Source organism: Marinobacter orientalis (assembly GCF_004792665.1).
Taxonomy (GTDB): Bacteria; Pseudomonadota; Gammaproteobacteria; order Pseudomonadales; family Oleiphilaceae; genus Marinobacter; species Marinobacter orientalis.
In genome coordinates this window covers 56,477-79,305 of record NZ_SRZX01000001.1, presented here as the reverse complement: position 1 = coordinate 79,305, position 22,829 = coordinate 56,477, and the positions used below count along the sequence as shown (strand labels likewise).

The window sequence follows — 22,829 nt, the reverse complement described above, 5'->3', positions numbered from 1 at the left end:
ACTAGGGGCTGGCAGGGGCATCAGTCGGAATCCGGCTGTGCCTGCTCGTTCAACAGGGAAGGTTTCTTGAGCGCCCTGCCGAACAGGTCTTTCTCTTCGGCAATGGCCAGTGCCGCTTTTTCAGCCATGGCTTCATCCATACCTTCAACCCGCGCCTGAAGAAACTGGGTAATTTCCTCTGCCAGTTCCAGTACCTTGTCCCGGGCGTCGGCTTCGGCTTTGGACGAGAAGAGCATTGTGTCAGGGTGTTTCAGTGCCATCTCCAGTCCGTCCCTCTCCGAGTAATACAGCGCTTGTACGGCCATGATGTTCTCCAGTGTGTTCCCGCACGTTGTCGTGTCTGGTGGGGTTCATTGAGTCGGCGGCAGTATATCGAACAGGTCTGTATATGTATACAGTAGTTGCGTCGGGTCGTTGCGGTTCAGGGCACCCGCAGAAGCGGAAGTATGTTAGTGTCAGAGGCTTCAGGCAACTGGCCCCGTTAATCATCAAGGAACCGATAAGCTATGCAATACCTGAACACAGCCATGCCAGGCCGAACCGTTTTCCGATTGGCGGCCATGTCTTTACTGGCCCTGTTGCTGGCCGGATGCGGCATAAACAACATCCCCACCTATGACGAACAGGTAAAGTCGGCCTGGTCGCAAGTGGAAAACCAGTATCAGCGGCGGGCAGACCTGGTCCCGAATCTGGTCGAAACCGTAAAGGGGTTCGCCAAACAGGAGCAGGAAACCCTTACGGCAGTGATTGAGGCCAGGTCAAAGGCCACGTCGATCCAGGTGGACGAAAGCATTCTCAACAATCCTGAAAAGCTCCAGCAGTTCCAGCAGGCCCAGGGTGAGCTGAGCAGTGCCCTCAGCCGTTTGATGGCCGTATCCGAGCGATACCCCGACCTGAAGTCGAACCAGAACTTCCTCGCCCTGCAGTCGCAGCTGGAAGGCACTGAAAACCGCATTGCGGTGGCCAGACGGGACTTTATCCAGGCGGTCGAGCGCTACAATACCGAGATCCGCACCTTCCCGGGCCGGTTGTGGCACAGCTTCCTGTACAGTGACATGGAGCTGCGGGCCAATTTTGAGGCGACATCCCCGGATGCGGAAGACGCCCCTGAGGTGGAATTCTGATGCCCTTTATGTTGCGCCGGATAACGGTATTGCTGGCTCTTGGCCTGATATTCCAGGCTACGGCGGTAGCCCAGTCCACTCCCGAGTTTCCTGAACTGACGGGGCGGGTAGTAGACCAGGCCGACATGCTTCCGCAGCAGGTTGAGGCCAACCTGAGCGAGATGCTGAAAGCTCATGAACAATCCACGACCGAGCAGGTCGTGGTGGTGACCCTCCCGGACCTGCAGGGCTATGCTATCGAGGATTATGGCTATCAGCTCGGCCGGCACTGGGGTATTGGCCAGGAAGGTGAAGATAACGGGGCTCTGCTGATCGTTGCGGAGGATGAACGGCAAATCCGCATCGAAGTGGGCTACGGGCTGGAAGGCCGTCTTACGGACGCCGCCTCCTCTACTATTATCAACCAGATCATTACCCCGGCATTCCGGCAGGGTGATTTTGCCTCCGGCATTGCCAACGGTGCTGCGGCCATGGTGCAGGTTTTAGGTGGGGAACCCCTGGCAGTGCCGGCATCAGAGGGCTCCCGGGCCGAAGAGGGCAAGCCCCATCCGGCACTCGGCATCCTGTTTTTCATCATTATCCTGCTGGCGTTTTTCGGGAGTGGCCGGCGCGGCCGTAGTGCCATCCTGGCAGGTGCTCTCCTCGGAGGACTTGGCGGTGGTCGTGGTGGCGGCCTTGGGGGTGGTGGCTTCGGTGGTGGAGGCGGTGGCTTCGGGGGCGGTGGCGCCTCCGGCGGCTGGTAGCCCTGCCTTATCTGAAGGTTCACAAACACGGAATCCCCTGATTCAGCAATATCGGAACAAATATGACGCTATTAACAGACAAGGAACAGCAACAGGTGGCTGCGGCCATCTCTGAGGTTGAACGTGAAACCGACGCGGAACTGGTGACCGTGCTGGCCGATACTTCCGACAACTACGCCTACATACCCCTGCTTTGGGCGGGAATCATCGCTTTATTGCTTCCCGGCGCTATCAATTACTTCACCGGCTCCCTGAGTGCGGACTGGTTGCTCGTGGTGCAATGGGCAACCTTCATCGTGCTTTGCCTGCTTTTACAGTTTCCGGGGGTGGGCCACCATCTGATTCCAAGGCAGGTACGTTATTGGCGGGCTTCCAACATGGCCCGCAGGCAGTTCCTGGAGCAGAACCTGCACCACACCGAGGGCGGTGTGGGTATGCTGGTTTTCGTCTCGGAAGCCGAACACTATGTGGAAATTCTGGTGGACCAGGGCATCTCCTCAAGGGTTGGCGACGATGTCTGGGAAGGCATTGTCAAAACCTTTACCGACCGGGTGCGCAGCGGCGATACCCTGACGGGCTTTCTGGAGTGTATCGACAGCTGCGGTCAGCACCTCAGGGAACAGGTGCCCGCTACCCATGAGAAAAATGAGTTGCCCAACCACCTGGTGCTGATACCGAAACGATCTTGACGCCTGTCAGCCCGGCCTGAGGAGTCAGGCCTGGCCAGGCTCGGTTCTTTTTGCCGCTCAGGCGGTCAGGAGGCCTGCTGAGGCGCAATACAGAAATGCAACTGCTCCTGCGCAGATAAGGGCCCAGGCCGGGAAAATCAGTGATGAGCGGGTAGTTGTTCTCACATACACCTCCAGGGTGGTCTTTTTGTTGTTGTCCCTACGCTGACAACAACACTCTAGACCATTCTTGAGCAATGTCACGAATGAAAGCGTGTTGTCTGTCGCATTTGCCATGTTTGACGCCTGCGTGATGTCCCCGGCCCAGAGAGCTTGAGGAAAGCGAAAATACAGGTACTATGCTTTAGTCTGATAAAAATGAAGTGAGTCCAGACTATAACAATAAGGAGCCGTCGATGGCTGTAGACAGTGCAAAGCAAACCTCCCTCCATTGCCTTTATTACTGGGCAGAGCAAACCCCCGATAAGATCTATCTGACCCAGCCGTTTCCGGACGGGACCACCGAGGACATCACCTGGAAGCAGGCAGCGGATCAGGTTTCCCGGATGGCAGCGCACCTTGGCTCCCTGAATATTTCCGAGCGCAGCAATATCGGAATTCTGGGCAAAAACAGCGCGCACTGGATCCTTTGTGACCTGGCCACCTGGGCAGCAGGCCATGTTTCAGTTCCGCTGTACCCCACCCTGAACGGCGATACGGCGGCCTACGTTCTCGAGCACAGCGAAGCGAAGCTGCTTTTCCTGGGCAAGATGGATGGCACGGCTGACGGCTGGAATGACATCAAGGGTCACATTCCCGAAGACCTGCCGATTATCTCGTTGCCGATGTCGCCCCGTGACGATACCCCGAAATGGCTGGAAATCATTGCCAGCGAGGAACCGGCAGAGCCGAAGCTGCCCGATCCAGACGACCTGGCGACCATTGTCTACACCTCCGGCAGTACGGGACGGCCAAAAGGTGTGATGCACAGTTTCCGCACCATGATCTCCGTAGCGGATGGCCTGCAGCAGATCTTCCCGGTCAATCAGGACGAGCGTATGCTTTCCTATCTGCCGCTTGCCCATGTGGCTGAGCGCGCAGCGGTTGAAACCCAGTCGCTGTACTACGGTTTCCACCTTTATTTCGCCAATTCCCTGGATACCTTCCAGGAGGACCTGCAGCGCGCCCGCCCGACTCTGTTCTTCTCGGTGCCGCGGCTGTGGATGAAATTCTACCTGGGTATCAATAACAAGCTGCCACCCAAGAAGCAGAAAGTGCTTTTCAATATCCCGCTGCTGAACCGGTTGGTAAAAAAGAAAGTGCTCAAGCAGCTGGGGCTCGATCATTGCCGTGCCGCCCTGACAGGCGCGGCGCCTCTTTCCGGTGAAATCATCGCCTGGTATCGCAATCTGGGCCTGGAATTGCTGGAAGTGTATGGCATGTCCGAGAACTTCGGTTACTCCCATGCCAACCGCCCCGGCTCGGCGAAGCCTGGTACCGTCGGTGTCACCAATCCGGGCGTGGAGCATCGCCTGGCAGAGGGCGAGGAAGTTGAGGTGAAAAGCCCCGGGCAAATGCTGGGCTATTACAAGAACGAGGAGAAAACCCGTGAAGATGTCACCGGGGATGGCTTCCTGAAAACCGGCGATATGGGTGAGATTGATAGTGAAGGTTTCCTGCGTATTACCGGCCGTGTGAAGGACCTGTTCAAAACCTCCAAGGGCAAGTACGTGGTACCGGTACCCATCGAGAACCGTTTCAACCATCCGAAAGCCGAAGTGGTTTGTGTGGCTGGCGCCAATCAGCCCCAGCCATGTCTGATGGTGCTGTTGTCCGAAGAGGCACGGGAAGAACTGGAAGCCGGTGGCAGCCGCGAAGAGCTGGAGCAGGAACTGGCTGCGGAACTGGATGCCGTAAACAGGGAATGCGAGGGCCACGAAAAACTGGCCTTTGTAGTGGTGGTGAAGGAGCCTTGGACCATGGAAAACGGCATGCTGACGCCCACCATGAAGATCAAGCGCAACGTGATCGAAGACTACTACAATCGCAAAATGGACGAGTGGTTCGGCAAGAAGCGGAAAGTGATCTGGGAATTCTGAGCCTGTAAATGAAAACACCGGTGGTCCTGAGTACCCAGGACCACCGGTGCTGATGAAATCTGTCTTCCCTTACAGAGGCGGGCCTAGTGTCCGCCCTGCATCATCTGGGGCATCTCCGGCGTTGCGGATGTCGCCTTCTTTCTCCAGGAATTCATTTTCCGGCTGATTACCTGTGCGGCCTGCATTGCAGCTGCACGGGTATATTGGCGCCTGACCTCAGTACTGTTGTGGAGGATACTGGATGGCATAGGGTGTGCGGTTGCGATATGTGCTCGAGTCATAGCGCCTTCCTCCTTATCTGGTGGGTTGAAAAATATTGGTTAGCTGACTATGTAAATGACTATACGCCTTCTTTTTTGCAGCTTAAATACGTTAAACTCCGTACTCATGTTGCAAATATGCAGTAGCTATGGATTGGGATTATCTTCGATATATACACGCGCTGGCAATAGGCGGAACCCTCGCCAAAGCCGGTGAGATACTGGGCGTGCACCAGACCACGGTGCTTCGCCGTCTGGACCAGATGGAGGAACAGCTGGGCGTTCAGTTTTTTGAACGCAGCCGGGACGGACTCCAGCTGACGCCCGTGGGGGAAACCGCCTTCCGGGCAGCGGAAAGACTGACCGGCGATATGGAAAACCTTGAACGCCAGCTGGTGGGACAGGATTCGGCACCGGTGGGTAAGGTCCGGCTTGCTGCTACTGACACCATGGTCAATGGCCTGATCAGTCCGATGATTGCGGACCTGGTTCGCGAATATCCGGATATTGAGCTGGAGGTGCTCACCGACAATGATGTGCTTAATCTCAGCCATCGCGAGGCCGATCTGACGCTGCGGCCGGTGAACAAACCCCAGGCCACCCTGGAGGGTGAGCGTATTGGTACGATCGAGTCTGCTGTCTATGCCTCCGTGGATTACTGCAAGTATCATCCCGACATGGACCTGGCGAGCGCGCCGGAACAGCTGCTCTGGATCCTGCCCGATGAAAGCTTCAGCCACCTGGCAACGGGCCGCTGGTACCGTAAGCATCTGAAAAATGTCTCTTCCATTATTCGCTGTAACAGTCTCCAGGCCATGCACGCCCTGGCACGGGCCGGCGCTGGCCTCGCTGCGCTGCCCTGCTATCTGGGAGACAGTACCCGGGAGCTGAAACGGTTGTCTGCACCGCTTGAGGGCGAGGGTGTGGACCTCTGGCTGATGGTCAACCATGAAACCCAGCAGATGGCACGGGTGCGTATTGTGAAGGAATTTCTGACCGCCAGGCTGGCAAGGCTGTCACCACGAGTGGAGGGAGACACCTGAGCCGGCTCTACCACTCGCCGCAAAAAGGCCAGAACTGATAGAAACGCCAGCACTGGAACTCCTCCTCGCAGGTCTGTAATTGGCGATGGTAACGGAATGCCCGGGTTTGCACCCGCTCGGCCAGCGACATCACCGCCGGCTTGGCCAGGTAGCTTTGGCGTTGGTACCCGGTTCTCCCCTCATGATAGGCAAGATAGAGTTTCTCCGGGCTGGTGAGGGGAATGCCTACGTGACGGTTGGTCAGGTGGTTGTACCAGCCCACAAAGTCCAGAGCGTGTTTCATATTGGTGCGCACCACCGATAATCCGTCGCCGTTGGCATCCAGATATTCGCCCCAGGCCGGATCCAGAGCCTGGGCGTAGCCGTAGGCAGACGTTGGCCGGGTCCAGGGGATGAAGCCGAACAGCTGCGTCCGGGGCGGCCGGGCATGGCTGCGGAACGACGACTCGTAGTAAACGAAGGCCAGTTGTGTGGCAATCGGGGTGCCCCAGCGTTCTTTTGAGCGGCTGGCGTAGTCGTACCAGACAGGATGCTCCCGGAAAATCTCACAGACGTTTTCCGGGTTGGCCGGAGGGTCCGGCTCGAGCAGGCTGAACCGCAGAGTTGCCACAATCGCGATGGCCAGGCCCAGCGAGGGCAGCCCATACCAGCGAAGCCGCGACTTCCATATTTTCAGTCGGTTACGACGTTTCTTCATGGGTAGGCCAGTGCTCTTTTGCTCCACACTACAAAATGGTCATCAAACGTCGGCCCGGTTTGCTTGCAGGGGCGAAGGGCTCCATGGCATAACAAACGTCCGATCTCACAGGATACTAGGTTCATGCGCGCACTATCCCAAGTTAAACCGGCTTTACTTTTTCTTTTGCTGGTCTGTACTTCCGCCACCGCCAGCCCGCTGGCCGATTCCGTGCTCCGGGCGTCCCCGGTTGATGCAATTGTCGCCCAGTATCCGGCGATGATGAGTCAGGGCGTCCGCGAGGGTCTGATGCAGAGTGGCCGGGTAGAGCCCTTTGTCGCCAACGCCATCAGCAGTATCGTCAGCAGTTCGTTCAGTGTCGCCGAGATTCGTGCACAGGTGGTTGATGGCCTGGATCAGGGCCTGAGTGACCAGCAACTGGATTCAGTGCTTGCCTGGTATGAAACGCCCCTGGCGAGGAAGATTACCCAAGAGGAGATCGCAGCGTCCAGACCGGCAACCTGGGAAAAGGTGGAGGCCGCAGCGGCGGATTTACAGGATAAATACGCCGGCAGCGAACGTGCGAAGCTGTTTGACCGGTTTGACAGGGCAGCGCGGGCCACCGAGAGTGCGGTGGATACGACCGTTGCCGTCCAGTTGGGCCTGGCTTCTGCCATGGCAGCCTTCAACGGCAGCAAGGGGCCCAGCTTTGAGCAGTTGCAACAGAAGATCGAAAGCCAGCGGGGTATGCTGCGAGGCATGGTTTCCCAGCAGGTCTATGGCGGCTACCTTTATACCTATCAGGATCTGAGCACATCGGAACTGAAAGACTATATTGAATTTCTTGAGAGTGACGCCGGTTCTGCATTTACCCGGGTGGTCACCAACAGTATTCAGCGTTCGATTACCGACCCCGTGGAATCGGTTGGCAGCCAGCTGGTGCGTTTTTTCAATCCGGGATAAAAATCTTCAGGGTTTGAAAAGCAGCCGGTTTGGGTCCAGTCTCCAGTAGTAACCTTTCCTCCTCCCGGAGATTAACCCCATGGACTTTAATGCCTACCAGAAAACCCTGGCCAGAGAACTCAGGGGGCGGGAATGCCCGTTCCCCCAGTCTGAATACGATCAACGGCTTGGCCCCCTCAGAGCCATAATGGCAGCGGAGGGTGTCGGAGCGTTGCTGCTGACAGACCCGTCTGATCTTTTCTACCTGACCGGTTACAGCACCTTTGAAGTTTCCGTCCATGTAGCGCTGGTGGTCACTGCCGACTCCCTGACGCTACAGGTGCCCTCCATTGAAACCGGCCCCGCCATGATCACCACCCGGGTTGACAACGTCATCGGCTACCGCTGGGAGGGGATCGGCGATGTGCTGGATCCGCTGGCCCAGGCCCTGGGCGGTCATGGATCAACAGTGGGCATCGACTTCTGGCACGGCTCGTTGCGCCAGGGTGTTGTGGAAGGCTTGAGACAGCGATTGCCGGATGTCCGGTTTGTGGATACGTCCGGCATGCTCAAAGGCATTCGCATCGTCAAATCAGCTGCGGAAATTGACTGCTTGCGGCAAAGTGCCCGCATTACCGGGCAGAGTATAGAAGCTGCTGCATCGGCCATAGAGCCCGGCATGACAGACAACGACATCGCCGCCGTGGGCGCGGAGGCCCTGTTGGCCGGTGGCAGTGAGTTCATGAGTATGCAGCCCATCGTGACGGTGGGGCAGCGAAGCAGTGTCATTCATACCAACCACAAGCGTTGTAAAGTGGAGGAGGGTGATACTGTATTTCTGGAATTCGGTGCTGTCTGGCAGCGCTATACAGCGCCGATGATGCGCACCGTTGTCGCTGGTCAGCCGTCCTCCAGGATGCGCTCTGTCTTCGATGGGTGCCGCCGTGTGGTAGAGGCCCTGCAGGCCGCCATGGTGCCGGGAAGAACCTTCGACTCTGCGGCCAGGGCTGCCGAGCAGGCTCTGGCGCCACTGGCTGATGCAGTATTTTTCTCCGGGGTGTTTGGCTACACCGTCGGCGCTCAGTTCCCCCCCTCCTGGGTGGAAGGTTCCGGTTTCATTGCTCGCGGAGAAACTGCCGTGTTCCAGCAGGGCATGGTGTTTCACCTGCCGATTTGCCTGCGAATTCCGGGACACTGGGGTATTGGCTGCAGTGATACGGTGCTGGTGGGCGAAAAAGGCGCAGAGCCTTTGACATCCAATCCCTGGCGGCTGGACTGAGTCGTGCCTGGCCGGGCCCCGCGTCGAACAGGCCATACGCTGTCATTCCAGCCTGATATCCCGCAGGTAGACAGTTTTCGGTTCCGTTAACCCGGAAACGAATAAACCCAGCCGCCGGACCGCTCCCATGTCCATGCGTCGCCCGGCAGGGGCGTCTCTGATCCGGTCCAGATCCAGCCGGAAGCTGTGTTCGCCGGGAGGTAGCTCAAGGCGTATGTTGAAGCGGTCATTGTAGGCATTATCGCCGAGGTCATGTTTAACGTCGTTGATACGCAGGTTCAGTGTCATGGAGTGACGCTGCGGGTTATACATCGTGACTATCAGATGCCTGTATCCGCGCCAGTCATGCGGGAAATTGTCGAGAGAGGCACCGGAGTAGCGGTTGGTGGAGAGGGATATCTCCAGTTGTCCCTGCCGGTCGTTTTGCCTGTTTCCCGGAGTCGCTGTGATCGGCCCGTTCCAGAACGGCGCCGGATCCTCCCGGCTGAAGTCATAGAGCGCAGGCAACAGCTGGCTGACCTGGTATTGCCGGATGCCAATTCTTGCAATATCGCCCACTTCGGCAATCAGCAGTCCAGCAACGATGATTCGCAGAACCCAGACCGTCGGAGGTGAAAACCGACCTCTGATTGCCCGCGGCCAGACGGCAAGTACGGCCCATAGACCCAGCAGGTTGCGGAGGACGTCATGCCAGTCCATCTGACGGCTGAGACCGTACTGGAGCAGTTCTATCCCCAGGCCGAACAGGAATACAGCCAGTGTGGCAAACAGCCACAGCCTCCAGCCGGCCCAGATCCGCCAGGGTTGAACCGCAATCGTCAGCAGGACAAAGAAAAGGATGTGCCCGAGGTTCCAGGCAGACTTGTAGAGCGGCCCGTCAGTCCATTGAGGACCGCCAATGAAGAAAAAGGGCGCTATCAGGACGATACCCGCAAAGGCCAGATACTGGCATATCCTGGCTTTGCGGGCCCGGCGGTCAGCTGGCAGATACGGAATCATCAGCTCCGGCTGGTGACTTCCAGCAGGTGGTAGCCGAACTGGGTCTTCACCGGCCCGAGAACCTTGTTCACTTCGCCGTTGAATACCACCTTGTCGAATTCCGGAACCATCTGGCCGGGGCCGAAGGAACCCAGGTCACCGCCATTGCGTCCGGAGGGGCAGGAGGAGTGCTGCTTTGCCACTTCCGCAAAGTCCTGACCGTCTTCAATGGCTTTCTTCAGTTCTTCGCATTTTTCTTTGCTGTCTACCAGGATGTGGCGCGCAGTTGCCTGTGTCATGACGTCTGTTTCCTTTCATTCGGATGCTGGAAAATATGTTGATACTGCCGAGGCTGAAATGCTGCCCGCCGCGGCCGTCTGTGGCAAGCGCTTTTTATCCGTGTTTCTGCTGTCTCACGGTTTCGGCGGCAAACCTGTACAATGGCGGCTTTTCCCGACCGGGCTTCACCCGGTATTCACTGTTGATAGGTTTCTTCTTGATTTCCACCGCGAACATTACCATGCAGTTCGGGGCCAAGCCCCTGTTTGAAAACGTATCTGTCAAGTTCGGCAACGGCAATCGCTATGGCCTGATTGGCGCCAACGGCTGCGGCAAGTCCACTTTCATGAAAATCCTCGGGGGCGATCTGGAACCCTCGGCAGGACAGGTCATGGTGGACCAGAATCAGCGACTGGGCAAACTGCGCCAGGATCAGTTTGCTTACGAGGACTGCTCGGTTATCGATACCGTAATCATGGGCCATGAGGAGCTATGGCGGGTAAAAGCCGAGCGGGACCGTATCTATTCACTGGCGGAAATGACTGAAGAAGACGGCATGGCCGTGGCGGATCTTGAAGTCCAGTTCGCCGAGATGGACGGTTACACCGCCGACGCCCGTGCCGGTGAGCTGCTGCTGGGGCTGGACATTCCCCTGGACCAGCACAACGGCCCGATGAGCTCGATCGCGCCAGGCTGGAAGCTGCGGGTTCTGCTGGCACAGGCGCTGTTTTCCGATCCCGATATCCTGCTGCTGGACGAGCCCACCAACCACCTGGATATCAACACTATCCGCTGGCTGGAAAGCATCCTGGTGGCACGGAACAGCACCATGATCATCATTTCCCACGACCGCCATTTTCTGAACAGTGTGTGCACCCACATGGCGGATCTGGATTACGGCGAGCTGCGGCTGTTCCCGGGCAACTACGATGAGTATATGACTGCCGCCACCCAGGCTCGCGAGCGTATGTTGTCGGATAACGCCAAGAAAAAGGCCCAGATTGCCGAATTGCAGCAATTTGTCAGCCGCTTTTCCGCCAACGCCTCCAAGGCCAAGCAGGCGACTTCCCGCGCCCGCCAGATCGACAAGATCCAGCTTGAGGAAGTGAAACCCTCCAGCCGCGTGAGCCCGTTTATCCGTTTTGAGCAGACCAAGAAGCTGCACCGGCAGGCGGTTACCCTCAAAGAAATGAGCAAGGGCTTTGACGGCGAAAACCTGTTCAGCAAGCTCAACCTCAAGATTGAGGCCGGGGAACGAGTGGCGATCATCGGCCCCAACGGCATTGGTAAAACCACGCTGATGCAGTGTCTGGCTGGCAACATGACGCCAGATAGCGGTGATGTGAAGTGGACAGACAGCGCCCAGGTGGGCTACTACGCCCAGGACCATACCGCGGATTTTGCCGAAGACATGAATCTGACCGACTGGATGGCACAATGGACGACCGGCGGTGAGCAACTGGTACGGGGCACCCTCGGCCGCATGCTGTTTTCCGGTGATGATATCGGCAAGTCGGTGAAGGTTATTTCAGGCGGCGAGCAGGGCCGGATGCTGTTCGGTAAGCTGATCCTGGAAAAACCCAATGTGCTGCTGATGGACGAACCTACCAACCACCTGGACATGGAGTCCATCGAGGCCCTGAACCTGGCCCTGGAAAACTACCCGGGCACGCTGGTGTTCGTCAGCCACGACCGGGAGTTTGTGTCATCGCTGGCTACACGCATCATTGAGCTGAACGCCGATGGCATCACCGACTTCAGTGGCAGTTACGACGACTACCTGCGCAGCCAGGGTTATTTCTGATCGCCCCGGTCCAAACGGGCCAGAAGGTCGTTGACCGCGCCGGCAAACTGCATCGGTGAGTCTTCCTGCAGGAAGTGACCGCCGGTCAGGGTGGTGTGGGGCTGGCCTTTGGCGCCGGGGATGCGTTCCTGCATGAAACGGTCACCGCCGCGGGTGATGGGGTCGCCGTTGCTGAAGGTGGTCAGGAACGGTTTCTGCCACTGCTCCAAGACCTTCCATGCCGCCCGATTGGGCTCGCTGGCCGGATCGTCCGGCTTCACCGGCACCAGTTTCGGGAAGGCGCGGGCCCCGGCCTTGTATTTCTTGGCCGGAAAAGGGGCGTCGTAGGCACGACGCTCATCCGGACCCAGTGTGCGGAAGCTGCCCGTGTTGATGATGCGGGAAATCGGGAACCAGGGGCTGTAAAGGGCGAAGTTCTTCCATAGCTGAAAAGCCTTTGGCACCGGCTGATCACCGGTTGGCAGCATGCCATTGCCGACAACGATGGCCCGGAACCGGTCCGGATTTTCCGCAGCAAGGCGCAGGCCCAGCAGTGAGCCCCAGTCCTGGCAGACCAGGGTGATATCCTGTAAACCGGTCTGGTCCAGAAAGGACTGCATCCACTCCATATGGCTCTGGTAACTGTAGGCATTGATGTCCGTGGGCTTGTCGGACTTGCCAAAGCCGATCAGGTCGGGGGCAATGACTCTGTGCCCTGCAGCGGCGCAGATCGGGATCATGTGCCGGTAAAGATAGGACCACGACGGCTCACCGTGCATCATCAGTACGGGCATGGCGTCCGCAGGCCCTTCGTCGACATAATGCATGCGCCGGCCATCGACTTCTACATAGTGGGGCTTGAAAGGGTAGTCCAGCAGCCGCTCGAATCGTTCGTCAGGCGTTCTTGCCACGTCCATTTTTGATCTCCGGTATCGATACTGGAATTATTGTAAGCTTGCTTAACCTATCACGACTCGCCCGGGGCGTGTCTGTTCCTTCTATCACAATAGGGAGTGTACTCTTGGAGCACAATTCAATTCTGCACGCCACCCGTCGGTGGCTGTCGGAGACCGTGATTGGGCTTAATCTGTGCCCGTTTGCGCGCAGGGAGCTGGTAAAGGAGCGGATACGCTTTGTGGCTACTGACGCCGGCTCGGAAGAGGCACTTTTGCTGGCGCTGCAGGAAGAGCTGGTGCATCTCAACGAGCACCCGGAGGTTGAAACAACCCTGCTTGTGCATCCGGGCGTGCTTGGGGATTTTGCGGAGTACAACGAATTTCTTGCCGCTGCTGACGGCCTGCTGGAGTACCTGGAGCTGGACGGGATTTACCAGATTGCCAGCTTCCACCCCGATTACCAGTTTGGCGGTACCAGGCCGGACGATGCCGAGAACTACACCAATCGCTCGCCTTACCCGATGTTGCACCTGCTGCGGGAGGAAAGCCTCGAGCAGGCCATTGCCGGCTATCCGGGAACGGAATCAATACCCGGGCAGAATATTGAACTGATGAATCGCCTGGGCGCAGAAGAGATGCGCCGCAGGCTTTCGGGTTTTTGAACTGTTTTCCAGCCGCCGCTATTGGCAGAGCTTCGTTTGCCCCCTAAAGTATAGAGGTTTGCCAACAGGGTGAGTCTGATGTCTGCAATTCGAAAGCCTGCCAAAGGCGTGACCATGCCAATCGATGATCAGCCGCTGGTGCTGCATGGCCCGGATGAGGCCGGTGCCAGGCTGGCGGAGTTTATTCAGCGGTACCCGCGCCTGATGATACTGACTGGCGCCGGAGTCAGTACCGATTCCGGCATTCCTGATTATCGCGACGGCGACGGGGCCTGGAAGCGCAAACCGCCGGTGCAACATCAGGATTTCATGACCAGTGTCGCCGTGCGTCGGCGTTACTGGGGCCGAAGCCTGATAGGGTGGCCGGTCATCCGCAACGCCAGGCCCAATACCGCCCATCATCATGTCGCCGAGCTGGAGTCGCGCAATCATAGCCGCCTTCTGGTCACCCAGAACGTAGATCGTCTGCATCAGCAGGCCGGAAGCAGTGCCGTGACGGATCTGCACGGCAGGGCCGATGAAGTTATCTGTATGAGCTGCGGGTACCGGTGCAAGCGTGATGAGGTGCACGAACGCAGCGCAGACATGAATCCCGGGTTTGAACACTACTCTGCCGTCGCCGCACCCGATGGTGACGCCGACCTTGAGGTGGATTTCTCTGGGTTTCGCGTTGCCAGCTGCCCCCGTTGCGACGGTATCCTCAAGCCTGACGTGGTCTTCTTCGGGGACTATGTGCCAAAAGACAGGGTCTACTCCGCGCTGGATACGCTCAGGTCGAGCGACGGCCTGCTGGTGATCGGATCGTCGCTGATGGTTTATTCCGGATTTCGCTTCTGTCGCTATGCCAGGGAATGGGGCAAACCCGTGGCCACTCTGAACCTGGGTCGTACCCGGGCCGACGCGCTGGTGGACCTGAAGCTCAATGCCGGCATCAGTGAAACCCTGGCGGCCACCCTCGGCAAGCTCTGACGCTTCGGCATCTACCTATACGCATCTGCCGCGAGTTTCATTAGCTTGCTTAGATGAATGCCACTCCATATTCCTACCAGCTTCAGCCTGGAAAAGTCCGTGCCGAATTTTTCCGGCTGCTACCCATCTCGTTATTCGTGGTGGCATTCGGTGCTGCTTTCGGTTTGGCGGCTGTCCAGAAAGGACTCGAGCCCCTGCAGGCCCTCCTGATGAGCACCACTGTGTTCGCCGGCGCCTCTCAGTTTGCCGCCGTCGATATGTGGGGCAGTGAAGTTCCCCTGATTCCGTTGATTGCCGTAGTGTTTGCCATCAATTCCCGTCATCTGCTGATGGGCGCCTCGCTTTATCCCATGCTCAGGGACATGTCCCCTGGCCGCCGATACGGTCTGGTGCTGTTTCTGACTGACGCCAACTGGGCGGTGTCTGCCCAGGACTACCAGAACGGCAAACGCAACCTGGAAGTCATCCTCGGCGGCGGTCTTGCTATCTGGATAGCATGGATCATCGGGACCTGGCTCGGCGTGTACTTCGGCGGGTTACTGCAGGACCCCCAATCCCTGGGTCTGGATATGGTACTCGGCTGTTTCCTGCTGGCCATGGCACTGGGTGGCAACAAGTCGCCACGAACACTGGTGGCATGGGCAGTTGCCGCGATTTCTTCACTGGCCGCCTGGAAATGGCTGCCTCCGAATACCCACGTGGTCGTCGGTGCGTTGGCTGGTGGAGCTATCGGCTTTTTCTGGCTGGAAAAGAAACCCGATCATGAAGATCAAGTGAGTGCTGAGGAGGAAACCTCTGCATGACCATTGAAACCACCACCGCCGGCATCCTCGCACTGATCGCCATCATGACGCTTGTGACTTTGGTTACCCGCTTCGGCGGGGTATTCCTCATGTCTTTCGTGACCATCAATCCGAGAATCGAAAGCTTCATCAACACCATGGCCAGCTCAGTGTTGATAGCGATCATCGTTCCCATGGCGTTTAGCGGGGATGCCGGCTCGTTAGCAGCACTGGTCGTTACGGCAGTTATTATGTTGGCGATCAAGAAACCTCTCCCCGCCATTGCAGCAGGTATTGCCGCAGCCGGCCTGGTTCGTTATACGGGTATCACTACGCTTTAATGCTGGCCACAGAATCAGGACGGGGCAGGGACGGTGTCCCAAAAATGTGCGGAGCCATGGATGGCGGAGCCCAAGCGTACATGGACGTATTTAAAGCGTTTTTTGGGACACCGTCCCTGCCCCGCCCGTCTTGGGTGCAACGGGTTCAGGCATGGGATTCGTATTGCGCAGCGCCAGTTCGCCAATGCCCGGTAGTTTGATGCCGAGGGCCAGCGGATTGATACCCAGCGATAGCCCCAGGATATTCAGTTCAAGCCCCTCCCGAACGCCTGCGAGCACACCGAAGTAACCACCCAGCGATAGCTGGTACCCGGCTCCACCTGGCACTTCCGAAATCAACCCGTTGCCCAGGTAATCCTTGCCGATTGCATTACTCGGCAAGGCTACGTCCATCTCCGGAATCTGGCGGATGACCCAGGCCACAAACGTATTGCTGTTGGGGCCTGGCCATGCCTCATAGGTTGTCGGATAGGGGTAGTCGTTAATAACAGCTCCGAGTTGCCCAATAATCCGTTGGGCCTGTTGTCCGCGAAAATCCGCAATCAATTCAGGTTTGGCGCCGTACCAGTTGCGGTCCGGGTCGTCAGGTCGTGACTGGATGACATAGTGTCGCCAGCCGGTAACCTGATGCACATAGTAGTTGTTGGCGCCAGCCTCCTTGGTGCTGATCCATGTGTGCAATGAAAAATAGCCTCGCCAATTGTAGGCGCGTGCACCGTAGACCTGTACCACAGCCCCCTGCTCCTGTTCAGGGGTAGGGGCCAGGCCGGCGCTGGTCCGGTCTGCGGTCCGCCAGCTTCCGGAGTCCTGAAAGCCTGCGCAGGCGGCCAGCAGGAGGGGGCCGGCCAACAACATTGCGAATGTCAGGGCGACGCCAATAAAACAATGCCTGATTCTTCTCATAGGTACCCGTGAATAGTGGCTGACTGCCAGCTTACGACACAGGCAGTTTCAGAGTTCAGTTACCCGGTAAAGTTCCCCCGGATTAAAACTCCGGCTGTTTGCTGCCTACAGTTTACTGGTATAGGCTGAAAATACAGGCATTCAGATGCTGTGCCTGATTATCTACAGCTTTGGAAGAGGAGGTGCTATGTCCGACCATCATGTGTACAAGAAGGTGGAAGTGGTTGGTTCTTCGAAGAAAAGTATCGAAGATGCGATTGAAAACGCGATTGCCGAATGCAGCAAGAATCTGCGGAATATTGAGTGGTTTGAGGTTCAGGAAACCCGCGGCCATGTTGTTGACGGCAAAGTCGGGCACTATCAGGTCGTACTGAAAATCGGCTTCAGGATTGAAGGAAGCTGACATTCCGGAATCGGAATGGGTATCCACATCTGTTAAAACCAGCGGAGACAGACTTATGGATAGCGGGCAAAACGCTCTATTACTGGTTGACGTTCAAAATGACTTCTGCGAGGGCGGCAGTCTGGCCGTTCCGGGAAGTGACGCGATTTTTCCCGCCATCAATCAGTGGATCGGGAAGGCACAAGAGGCAGGCTGGCCGATTATAGCCAGCCGGGACTGGCATACTGTTGACCATATCAGTTTCCAGGACCGCGGTGGTCCATGGCCGGTTCACTGCGTTCAGGATACCCCGGGCGCCGAATTCCATCCTGACATGGAGCTTCCCGATTCCGCCATCCGGGTCAGCAAGGGAACCGCATTCGACACTGATTCCTATTCGGCGTTCGATGGCACGCAACTGGACAGCTACCTTCGCCGTCATGGTATCCACCGCCTGTTTGTGGCGGGGCTGGCTCTCGATGTTTGCGTTCAGGCAACGGTGAAGGACGCGTTGAAGCTCGGTTTCGAGGTTGAACTCATCACCAGCGGAACCCGTGCTGTAGAGGCGGATGAGGCTCCGGCTGTTCTTGAGCAACTGAAAGAAGAGGGCGCTGACCTGTGCTGAGCCAGCCTCAGGTCGTAAAAGAAGAGGACCTTTCTCTGCTGGTGGATCTTTACGAGCTGGCAATGGCCCAGGCGTATTGGTCTGAAGGTATGGATGGTAAAGCTGTTTTCAGCCTCTTTTTTCGACAGCTTCCGGATAAACGCAATTTCGTTCTTGCCTGTGGTCAGCAAAACGTGGTTTCCATCATAGAAAACCTGACTTTTACCGATGAGCACATTGGGCGCCTTGAATCCCTTGACCGGTTTCAGCCAGCATTTCTGGATTGGCTGCGGGACTTCCGGTTCAGTGGCTCGGTTCACGCAGTTGCAGAGGGTACGCCGCTGTTTCCCCAGGAGCCCCTGTTGGAGATTGAGGGGCCGATCGCCGAGGTTCAGTTGCTGGAGAGTCTGGTGATGAACTATGTGCACCTGGAGTCGGTGCTGGCATCGAAGGCTGTTCGCCTGGCATTTGCTGCAGAGAGCCGCCCCGTTGTCGACTTCGGAATGCGCAGGACCCACGGGCTTGATGCAGCTCACCGGGGCGTGCGGGCATATCGGCTTGCAGGTCTTGCAGGCACCAGCGATGTCCTCGCAGGCCTGGATTTCAGCATGCCTGTCTATGGCACCATGGCCCATAGCTTCGTGCAGGCGTGTGCGGACGAACTTGATGCATTCAGGATCTATGCGAAGCTTTACCCGGGAACAACCCTGCTGGTTGATACCTACGATACCCGCGCTTCGGTGAGGCGAATCATCAGTTGGTTAAAGAATAATCCGGAGGTGAGCATTGGCGGTATCCGCCTGGACTCCGGAGATCTTCTGGCAGAGGCTGAGGACTGCCGGAAAATGCTGGATGAAGCCGGCCTGACCGACATAAAAATAATGGCAAGTGGCGGTCTTGATGAGTACAGGATTGCAGAACTGCTGTCCTCCGGAGCGCCCATTGACGGTTTCGGGGTGGGCACGGCTATTGGCGTATCGAATGATGAGCCGGCGCTGGAACTCGCCTATAAACTGACTGAATACGCTGATCTTCCACGGATGAAAAACTCGCCGGGCAAGCAGTCCTTCCCGGGTCCCAAGCAGATTTACCGGCGGCTGGGCACCGACGGTCGCATCGTCCAGGACATTGTGGCAGGCAGGGACGAAGTGCATGACGGCACCCCCCTGCTGAGGCCGGTGATGAAGCACGGACGGATTGTCGAGGGTGCCATTTTGTCACTGGACGATCAGGTTCGTGCCGCCGGCAATGCAATTGATACCCTGCCGGAGCGGTTTCGTTCCCTTGAGCCTATCGGTGAGGTGCCGACATTGATCAGTGACTTTCTGAAAGCATTGCAGCGGGATACTCTGGACAAGGTCAACAGGCGCGCGAAAAATACCCCTGACTAAGGCTATCGGAGCATCCTCTGCCGGATGGCCTTGACCAGCTGGTCCAGCATTTCCCTCGACTGCCCGTCGTAAAGCATACGAAACTTTTCTTTCTGAACGGCCCTTTCGTGACCGGTGTCGGATGACAGGGAATCCTTGGCCAGGTCCATGAAATGACAGGCCGCCAGATGAGCCTTTATATGGTTATCAATCAGTTGAGTGATCAGCTCATCGATTTCGCTATCGCAGAATGGGCGCACGCGATTTACCGTTTTACGGGCTTCCAGTGCCGCATTCCGTGCCTCAAGACGTAATTCACCAGCCTGGTCTTCGGCCTCAACAGCCCGGAGAAACATGCCCAGTTTGTCGTGCAGTGTCCAGACCAGCGGCCATATCGCCTCGTAAGCGGCTTTCTCCGAGGTAAAACGTTCACTCGCGATGGCATCCTGAGTGCCGGAAGCTGTGGGGCTGTTGAACTGGGATACCCGCATTTCATCCATATCCTGCCAGAGGCTGTCAACGCGCTGCTTTACCGCGTCGTGTTGCTCTGACAGCCTTTGCCTGGCTGCAATGCTGAAGAATACGGCAATGACCGCTACAACCAGCGCCCCGGCAGCGATCAGGAGAATAAAGCGGTTGGTGCTCAAAAGGTCGAATAGATAGTCCACTTCCATGGCTGCCCGCTCCGTAAAATGTCAGTAAGTACTTGAGGTATGCTACTGATCCGGCTCGACTTGCCTGAAAGGTAGTGCGTCCAGAGCATCCTCCGCGTAGGCCATGACATGCTCCGCCTCCTCCTCGATAAATCTCGCAATAGCCTCACGAAATCCGGGGTGCGGTATACCGTGCCAGGAGTGGGTAATGACCGGTTCGAAACCCCGAACCAGTTTGTGCTCTCCCTGGGCTCCGGCGTCGAATCGTGTCAGTGCCTGCTCAATGGCCAGCTCAATGCCCTGATAGTAACAGGTTTCAAAATGCAGATGGTCGAATTCCTCGAGACAGCCCCAGTAGCGCCCATAAAGCGTGTCCTCGCCCTGCAGAAACAGGGCCCCCGCAATCATCTGTTCATCCCTGGCCGCCATAATGATATGGAGTTGCTCGGGCTGCGTTTCCCTCAGTTGATGAAAGAAATCACTGTTCAGGTAGGGCCGCTGCCCCCGTTTCAGGTAGGTGGCCTGATAGAACACATAGAATGCTGAGAGAACGTGATCGGGAATGTCCCGGCCGGAGTAACGCCGGAACGAAATGCCCTGATCCGCGACCTGTCTGCGTTCCTTGCGGATGGATTTACGTTTCCGCGAGGTCAGTCTGGCCAGAAAATCGTCGAACGTCTTGTAGCCATGGTTATACCAGTGGAACTGGCAGCCAATACGGTGAAGCTCCTCTTCCATGGCCAGCAGTTCCTGATCGTTGGCATCGGGAAACAGCAGGTGCCAGGAGTGTGCGCCCAGCTCTTCAGTGACCGAATCGAGCCCCTGGTGCATTCGCACTGGCGTCATCCAGGCACGAAGTTCTTTCGAGAACAGCAATCGCGGTCCGCGGCAGGGCGTAAACGGGATGGCAACCAGCAGTTTGGGATAGTAGTTCATGCCGTACCGCTGATAGGCATCGGCCCACGCCCAGTCAAACACGTATTCGCCCATGGAGTGGGTCTTCAGGTAGGCGGGTGCGACACCGGCAAGCTGGTCGTTCAGGTAGAACATCAGGTGGGACGGAGTCCAGCCGGTGGCGGCGGTTGTGCAGCCGGATTCTTCCAGTGCGAGCAGGAAGTCGTGGCGCAGGAACGGACTGTCGGTGTCGCTGAGCCTGTGCCAGTCGATTGGGTCTATATCCCCAACGGAGCGGGCGATGCGGATTGTCAGTTCAGGGGTGCCGGATTCTGGCATGGTCTTGGGCTCTCCGGGATTTATTCCTACCATACGCCAGAATCCTCCGGATGATCACCATGTAAAGGTTATGCAAAGCAAAATGAAGCAAAACAGGGCCCTGGAATGGCGTGATAGACTGGCTCTTAATAACGGGGGATTTGCCATGCAGAACCGGGTGCTGTTGGTTGAAGATGATGAAGAACTGCGGGAACTGTTGTCCCGCTATCTGGCCAATCAGGGCTTTACGGTGCGTGAGGCAGCGAATGGCCGGGACGGGTTGTCGCTGGCCATGGGACAGCATTGCGATATCGTCGTGCTGGATATCATGCTGCCGGATATCAGTGGTCTGGAAGTGTTGCGCCAGCTGCGGGCAAAAACCCACCTTCCCGTTGTTCTGCTGACAGCCCGCGGCGATGAAACCGACCGCATCGTCGGCTTTGAGGTTGGCGCTGACGACTACATTCCCAAGCCGTGCAATCCCCGCGAACTTGTTGCCCGTCTCCAGGCCCTGCTCAGGCGGGTAGCCTGGGATCAGCAAGTCGGGCTGGACGAGTCCAGAAGCTATGGCGATCTGAGAGTGGAGCCGGTGCACCGGCGGATCTACCAGAGCGATGAAGCTCTGGATCTCACCGCCACCGAGTACGAGGTGTTGCAGGTATTGCTGGCCCACGCTGGCAGTGTGGTAAGAAAAACGGATCTGATGCAGTGGGCGCTGGGCCGCCGGCTGGAGGCCTATGACCGGACCCTGGATATGCATATCAGCAACCTGCGAAAGAAACTGGGAAATGATGACCCGCCGCGAATTGAAACGGTCAGGGGGCTTGGCTACAGCTATCGGGTGCCGAATGAGTAGGGGGCTGCGTTTCTCACTGTTCTGGCGGATTTTCATTTCGATCTGGCTGGCTATGGCGCTCACCATGATCGTTGGTAATCTGGTAACCCACACCCTCAAAGATCGCGAAAGGCAGGCGATCGAGCGCCAGGCGGGGCTGCAGGAGCTTGCCGCCGAGGCCCTGTCAGTGCGGGAAAATGAGGGGCGGGGCGATGCCTGGAGCTTCCTGAAAGAACAGGGCAGCAAACTCGATCTGCACCTTTTTCTCATAGAAACGGATCATGAAGAAGGCAATCTGCCCGAGTCCATCCGCGAGCGCATGGAGTCCGGCGGCTGGTATCGGCAGCGGCCGGCGGTCATCGAAGTGGCTGAAGGCTATCGGTTGGTTGCCTGGCCACGGCTGAATGGCGATGCCTGGCTGAACCCCCGGTTTTTCCAGTGGCTGGAGCTCGCCCTTGCGTTTGTGATTATCACCCTGGCCTGCGTTTGGGTTGCACGTCTGGTGTCACGTCCGCTGAAACATATGGAGTCAACGGCACGGACTATCGCAGCTGGCGATAACTCTTTGCGTGTCAGCGACGGCATTGCACGTCGTCGGGATGAAGTGGGCGCCCTGGCGACGGCGTTCAATGACATGACCGCGCAGCTGTGCAACCTGCTGGACCGCCAGACCCATTTGCTGAGGGATATCTCCCATGATCTGCGGACGCCGCTGACGCGACAGCGGATTGCCATTGAGCTGGCCAGTGAAGGTGGCGCTGATGACGATCTGATGGCCTCGATTCTGCGCCAGAACGAGCGACTGGAGGCCATGACATCCCAGATACTGACCCTTTACCGGGTATCGGAACAGGGTGGAGATATTGCACGCGAAGGCGTCCGACCGGTCAGGGTAATCAATGACGTACTCAGGGACGCCGCCGATTATGCCGAACACCGGGGTGTTGACTGTCTGCTGACCATCAGCCCCGACTGCCGACACGCCTCGGTACTGGGAGACCGGGGACTGCTGCAGCGGGCGTTCGACAATATTCTGCAGAATGCACTGGATCACACCCCTCCGGGCAGGAAAGTCCATGTGGCCCTGTGTTCGGAGCAGCAGCAACTGGTCCTGGAGGTTCGCGACGAGGGGCCGGGCGTACCCAATGAGCTTTTACCGCATCTGTTTGAGCCTTTCTACCGCGCTGACAAGTCCCGTGGGGGCAAGGGGTGGGGGCTTGGCCTTGCCATTGCCAGAGATATTGTGGCGACTCATGATGGCAGCATAGAAGCCTTTAATGCTGAACAGGGTGGACTGGTGGTGGTGTTACGCCTTCCACTCTTCACCGGTGGGAGTTGAGCAGGCT

General features: G+C 57.5%; 25 protein-coding genes. 17 read left to right on the top strand and 8 right to left on the bottom strand.

Annotated elements, in window-relative coordinates; all coding sequences use genetic code 11:
* Positions 1–20 precede the first annotated feature (20 nt).
* Complete coding sequence (locus DIT72_RS00415; protein WP_135953244.1) at positions 21–305, bottom strand: YebG family protein; 285 nt, start codon at positions 303–305, stop codon at positions 21–23.
* A gap of 222 nt (positions 306–527) precedes the next feature.
* Between DIT72_RS00415 and DIT72_RS00410 the strand changes: the two genes are divergently transcribed.
* From DIT72_RS00410 to DIT72_RS00380, 5 genes are all read left to right on the top strand, one after another.
* On the top strand, positions 528–1,124 hold the full coding sequence (locus tag DIT72_RS00410; protein ID WP_135954678.1) for a LemA family protein: 597 nt from the start codon (positions 528–530) through the stop codon (positions 1,122–1,124).
* Between the two features lie 8 nt (positions 1,125–1,132).
* Positions 1,133–1,867: a TPM domain-containing protein gene (locus DIT72_RS00405; protein ID WP_135954677.1), complete on the top strand. Its 735-nt coding sequence runs from the start codon at positions 1,133–1,135 to the stop codon at positions 1,865–1,867.
* A gap of 62 nt (positions 1,868–1,929) precedes the next feature.
* Positions 1,930–2,556, top strand: a complete 627-nt coding sequence (locus tag DIT72_RS00400) for a TPM domain-containing protein (RefSeq protein ID WP_135953243.1) — start codon at positions 1,930–1,932, stop codon at positions 2,554–2,556.
* Positions 2,557–2,951: 395 nt separating this feature from the next.
* On the top strand, positions 2,952–4,634 hold the full coding sequence (locus tag DIT72_RS00390; protein ID WP_135953241.1) for an AMP-binding protein: 1,683 nt from the start codon (positions 2,952–2,954) through the stop codon (positions 4,632–4,634).
* A gap of 409 nt (positions 4,635–5,043) precedes the next feature.
* Positions 5,044–5,937, top strand: a complete 894-nt coding sequence (locus tag DIT72_RS00380; protein ID WP_135953239.1) for a LysR family transcriptional regulator — start codon at positions 5,044–5,046, stop codon at positions 5,935–5,937.
* Positions 5,938–5,944: 7 nt separating this feature from the next.
* Here the strand turns inward: DIT72_RS00380 and DIT72_RS00375 are convergent, their stop codons facing one another.
* Positions 5,945–6,634 carry a transglycosylase SLT domain-containing protein gene (locus tag DIT72_RS00375; RefSeq protein ID WP_135953238.1) on the bottom strand — a complete coding sequence of 230 codons (690 nt, stop codon included), beginning with the start codon at positions 6,632–6,634 and terminating at the stop codon, positions 5,945–5,947.
* Positions 6,635–6,757: 123 nt separating this feature from the next.
* Here DIT72_RS00375 and DIT72_RS00370 point away from each other — a divergent pair, with 123 nt between their 5' ends.
* Together DIT72_RS00370 and DIT72_RS00365 are read left to right on the top strand one after the other, a co-directional pair.
* Entirely contained in the window at positions 6,758–7,576 is an 819-nt protein-coding gene (locus DIT72_RS00370) for a DUF2059 domain-containing protein (protein ID WP_135953237.1), read from the top strand.
* Positions 7,577–7,655: 79 nt separating this feature from the next.
* Complete coding sequence (locus tag DIT72_RS00365; protein ID WP_135953236.1) at positions 7,656–8,834, top strand: M24 family metallopeptidase; 1,179 nt, start codon at positions 7,656–7,658, stop codon at positions 8,832–8,834.
* Between the two features lie 42 nt (positions 8,835–8,876).
* Here DIT72_RS00365 and DIT72_RS00360 read toward each other — a convergent pair whose 3' ends face one another.
* Positions 8,877–9,833, bottom strand: coding sequence for a VanZ family protein (locus DIT72_RS00360; protein WP_135953235.1), 957 nt, complete (start codon positions 9,831–9,833; stop codon positions 8,877–8,879).
* On the bottom strand, positions 9,833–10,111 hold the full coding sequence (locus tag DIT72_RS00355; RefSeq protein ID WP_135953234.1) for a peptidylprolyl isomerase: 279 nt from the start codon (positions 10,109–10,111) through the stop codon (positions 9,833–9,835). The genes DIT72_RS00360 and DIT72_RS00355 overlap by 1 nt, the downstream gene beginning before the upstream one ends.
* Before the next feature lie 197 nt (positions 10,112–10,308).
* Between DIT72_RS00355 and DIT72_RS00345 the strand changes: the two genes are divergently transcribed.
* Positions 10,309–11,895: an ABC-F family ATPase gene (locus DIT72_RS00345; RefSeq protein WP_135953232.1), complete on the top strand. Its 1,587-nt coding sequence runs from the start codon at positions 10,309–10,311 to the stop codon at positions 11,893–11,895.
* Here the strand turns inward: DIT72_RS00345 and DIT72_RS00340 are convergent.
* Positions 11,886–12,791: a haloalkane dehalogenase gene (locus DIT72_RS00340; RefSeq protein WP_135953231.1), complete on the bottom strand. Its 906-nt coding sequence runs from the start codon at positions 12,789–12,791 to the stop codon at positions 11,886–11,888. The two genes, DIT72_RS00345 and DIT72_RS00340, sit on opposite strands and share 10 nt — an antisense overlap.
* Positions 12,792–12,895: 104 nt before the next feature.
* Between DIT72_RS00340 and DIT72_RS00335 the strand changes: the two genes are divergently transcribed.
* From DIT72_RS00335 to DIT72_RS00320, 4 genes are all read left to right on the top strand, one after another.
* Entirely contained in the window at positions 12,896–13,432 is a 537-nt protein-coding gene (locus tag DIT72_RS00335; RefSeq protein ID WP_135953230.1) for a DUF1415 domain-containing protein, read from the top strand.
* Positions 13,433–13,546: 114 nt separating this feature from the next.
* Positions 13,547–14,401: an NAD-dependent protein deacetylase gene (locus DIT72_RS00330; protein ID WP_169450021.1), complete on the top strand. Its 855-nt coding sequence runs from the start codon at positions 13,547–13,549 to the stop codon at positions 14,399–14,401.
* A gap of 53 nt (positions 14,402–14,454) precedes the next feature.
* Positions 14,455–15,204: an AzlC family ABC transporter permease gene (locus DIT72_RS00325; protein ID WP_135953228.1), complete on the top strand. Its 750-nt coding sequence runs from the start codon at positions 14,455–14,457 to the stop codon at positions 15,202–15,204.
* A complete protein-coding gene (locus DIT72_RS00320) occupies positions 15,201–15,524 on the top strand; it encodes an AzlD family protein (protein WP_135953227.1) in 324 nt (107 codons plus the stop codon). Before DIT72_RS00325 ends, DIT72_RS00320 begins: the two co-directional genes overlap by 4 nt.
* A gap of 90 nt (positions 15,525–15,614) precedes the next feature.
* On the opposite strand, the gene DIT72_RS00315 is transcribed toward DIT72_RS00320, so the two are convergent.
* Positions 15,615–16,427, bottom strand: a complete 813-nt coding sequence (locus DIT72_RS00315; protein WP_135953226.1) for a DUF3750 domain-containing protein — start codon at positions 16,425–16,427, stop codon at positions 15,615–15,617.
* 187 nt (positions 16,428–16,614) lie between these two features.
* Here DIT72_RS00315 and DIT72_RS00310 point away from each other — a divergent pair, with 187 nt between their 5' ends.
* The 3 genes from DIT72_RS00310 to DIT72_RS00300 are packed head-to-tail and all read left to right on the top strand — an operon-like array spanning position 16,615 to position 18,804.
* The gene (locus DIT72_RS00310; protein WP_135953225.1) at positions 16,615–16,830 is read left to right on the top strand and encodes a dodecin; all 216 of its coding nucleotides are present in this window, start codon (positions 16,615–16,617) and stop codon (positions 16,828–16,830) included.
* Positions 16,831–16,885: 55 nt separating this feature from the next.
* Positions 16,886–17,434, top strand: coding sequence for a nicotinamidase (locus tag DIT72_RS00305; RefSeq protein WP_135953224.1), 549 nt, complete (start codon positions 16,886–16,888; stop codon positions 17,432–17,434).
* Entirely contained in the window at positions 17,428–18,804 is a 1,377-nt protein-coding gene (locus DIT72_RS00300) for a nicotinate phosphoribosyltransferase (protein ID WP_228260685.1), read from the top strand. Before DIT72_RS00305 ends, DIT72_RS00300 begins: the two co-directional genes overlap by 7 nt.
* Positions 18,805–18,806: 2 nt before the next feature.
* Here DIT72_RS00300 and DIT72_RS00295 read toward each other — a convergent pair whose 3' ends face one another.
* Complete coding sequence (locus DIT72_RS00295) at positions 18,807–19,457, bottom strand: hypothetical protein (RefSeq protein WP_135953223.1); 651 nt, start codon at positions 19,455–19,457, stop codon at positions 18,807–18,809.
* Positions 19,458–19,499: 42 nt separating this feature from the next.
* Positions 19,500–20,669, bottom strand: coding sequence for a GNAT family N-acetyltransferase (locus DIT72_RS00290; RefSeq protein WP_135954675.1), 1,170 nt, complete (start codon positions 20,667–20,669; stop codon positions 19,500–19,502).
* A 145-nt stretch (positions 20,670–20,814) separates the two neighbouring features.
* Between DIT72_RS00290 and DIT72_RS00285 the strand changes: the two genes are divergently transcribed.
* Together DIT72_RS00285 and DIT72_RS00280 are read left to right on the top strand one after the other, a co-directional pair.
* Positions 20,815–21,504, top strand: a complete 690-nt coding sequence (locus DIT72_RS00285; RefSeq protein ID WP_135954674.1) for a response regulator transcription factor — start codon at positions 20,815–20,817, stop codon at positions 21,502–21,504.
* Positions 21,497–22,822 (top strand): sensor histidine kinase, encoded by a 1,326-nt coding sequence (locus tag DIT72_RS00280; RefSeq protein ID WP_135953222.1) that lies wholly within the window; start codon positions 21,497–21,499, stop codon positions 22,820–22,822. The genes DIT72_RS00285 and DIT72_RS00280 overlap by 8 nt, the downstream gene beginning before the upstream one ends.
* Positions 22,823–22,829 lie beyond the last annotated feature (7 nt).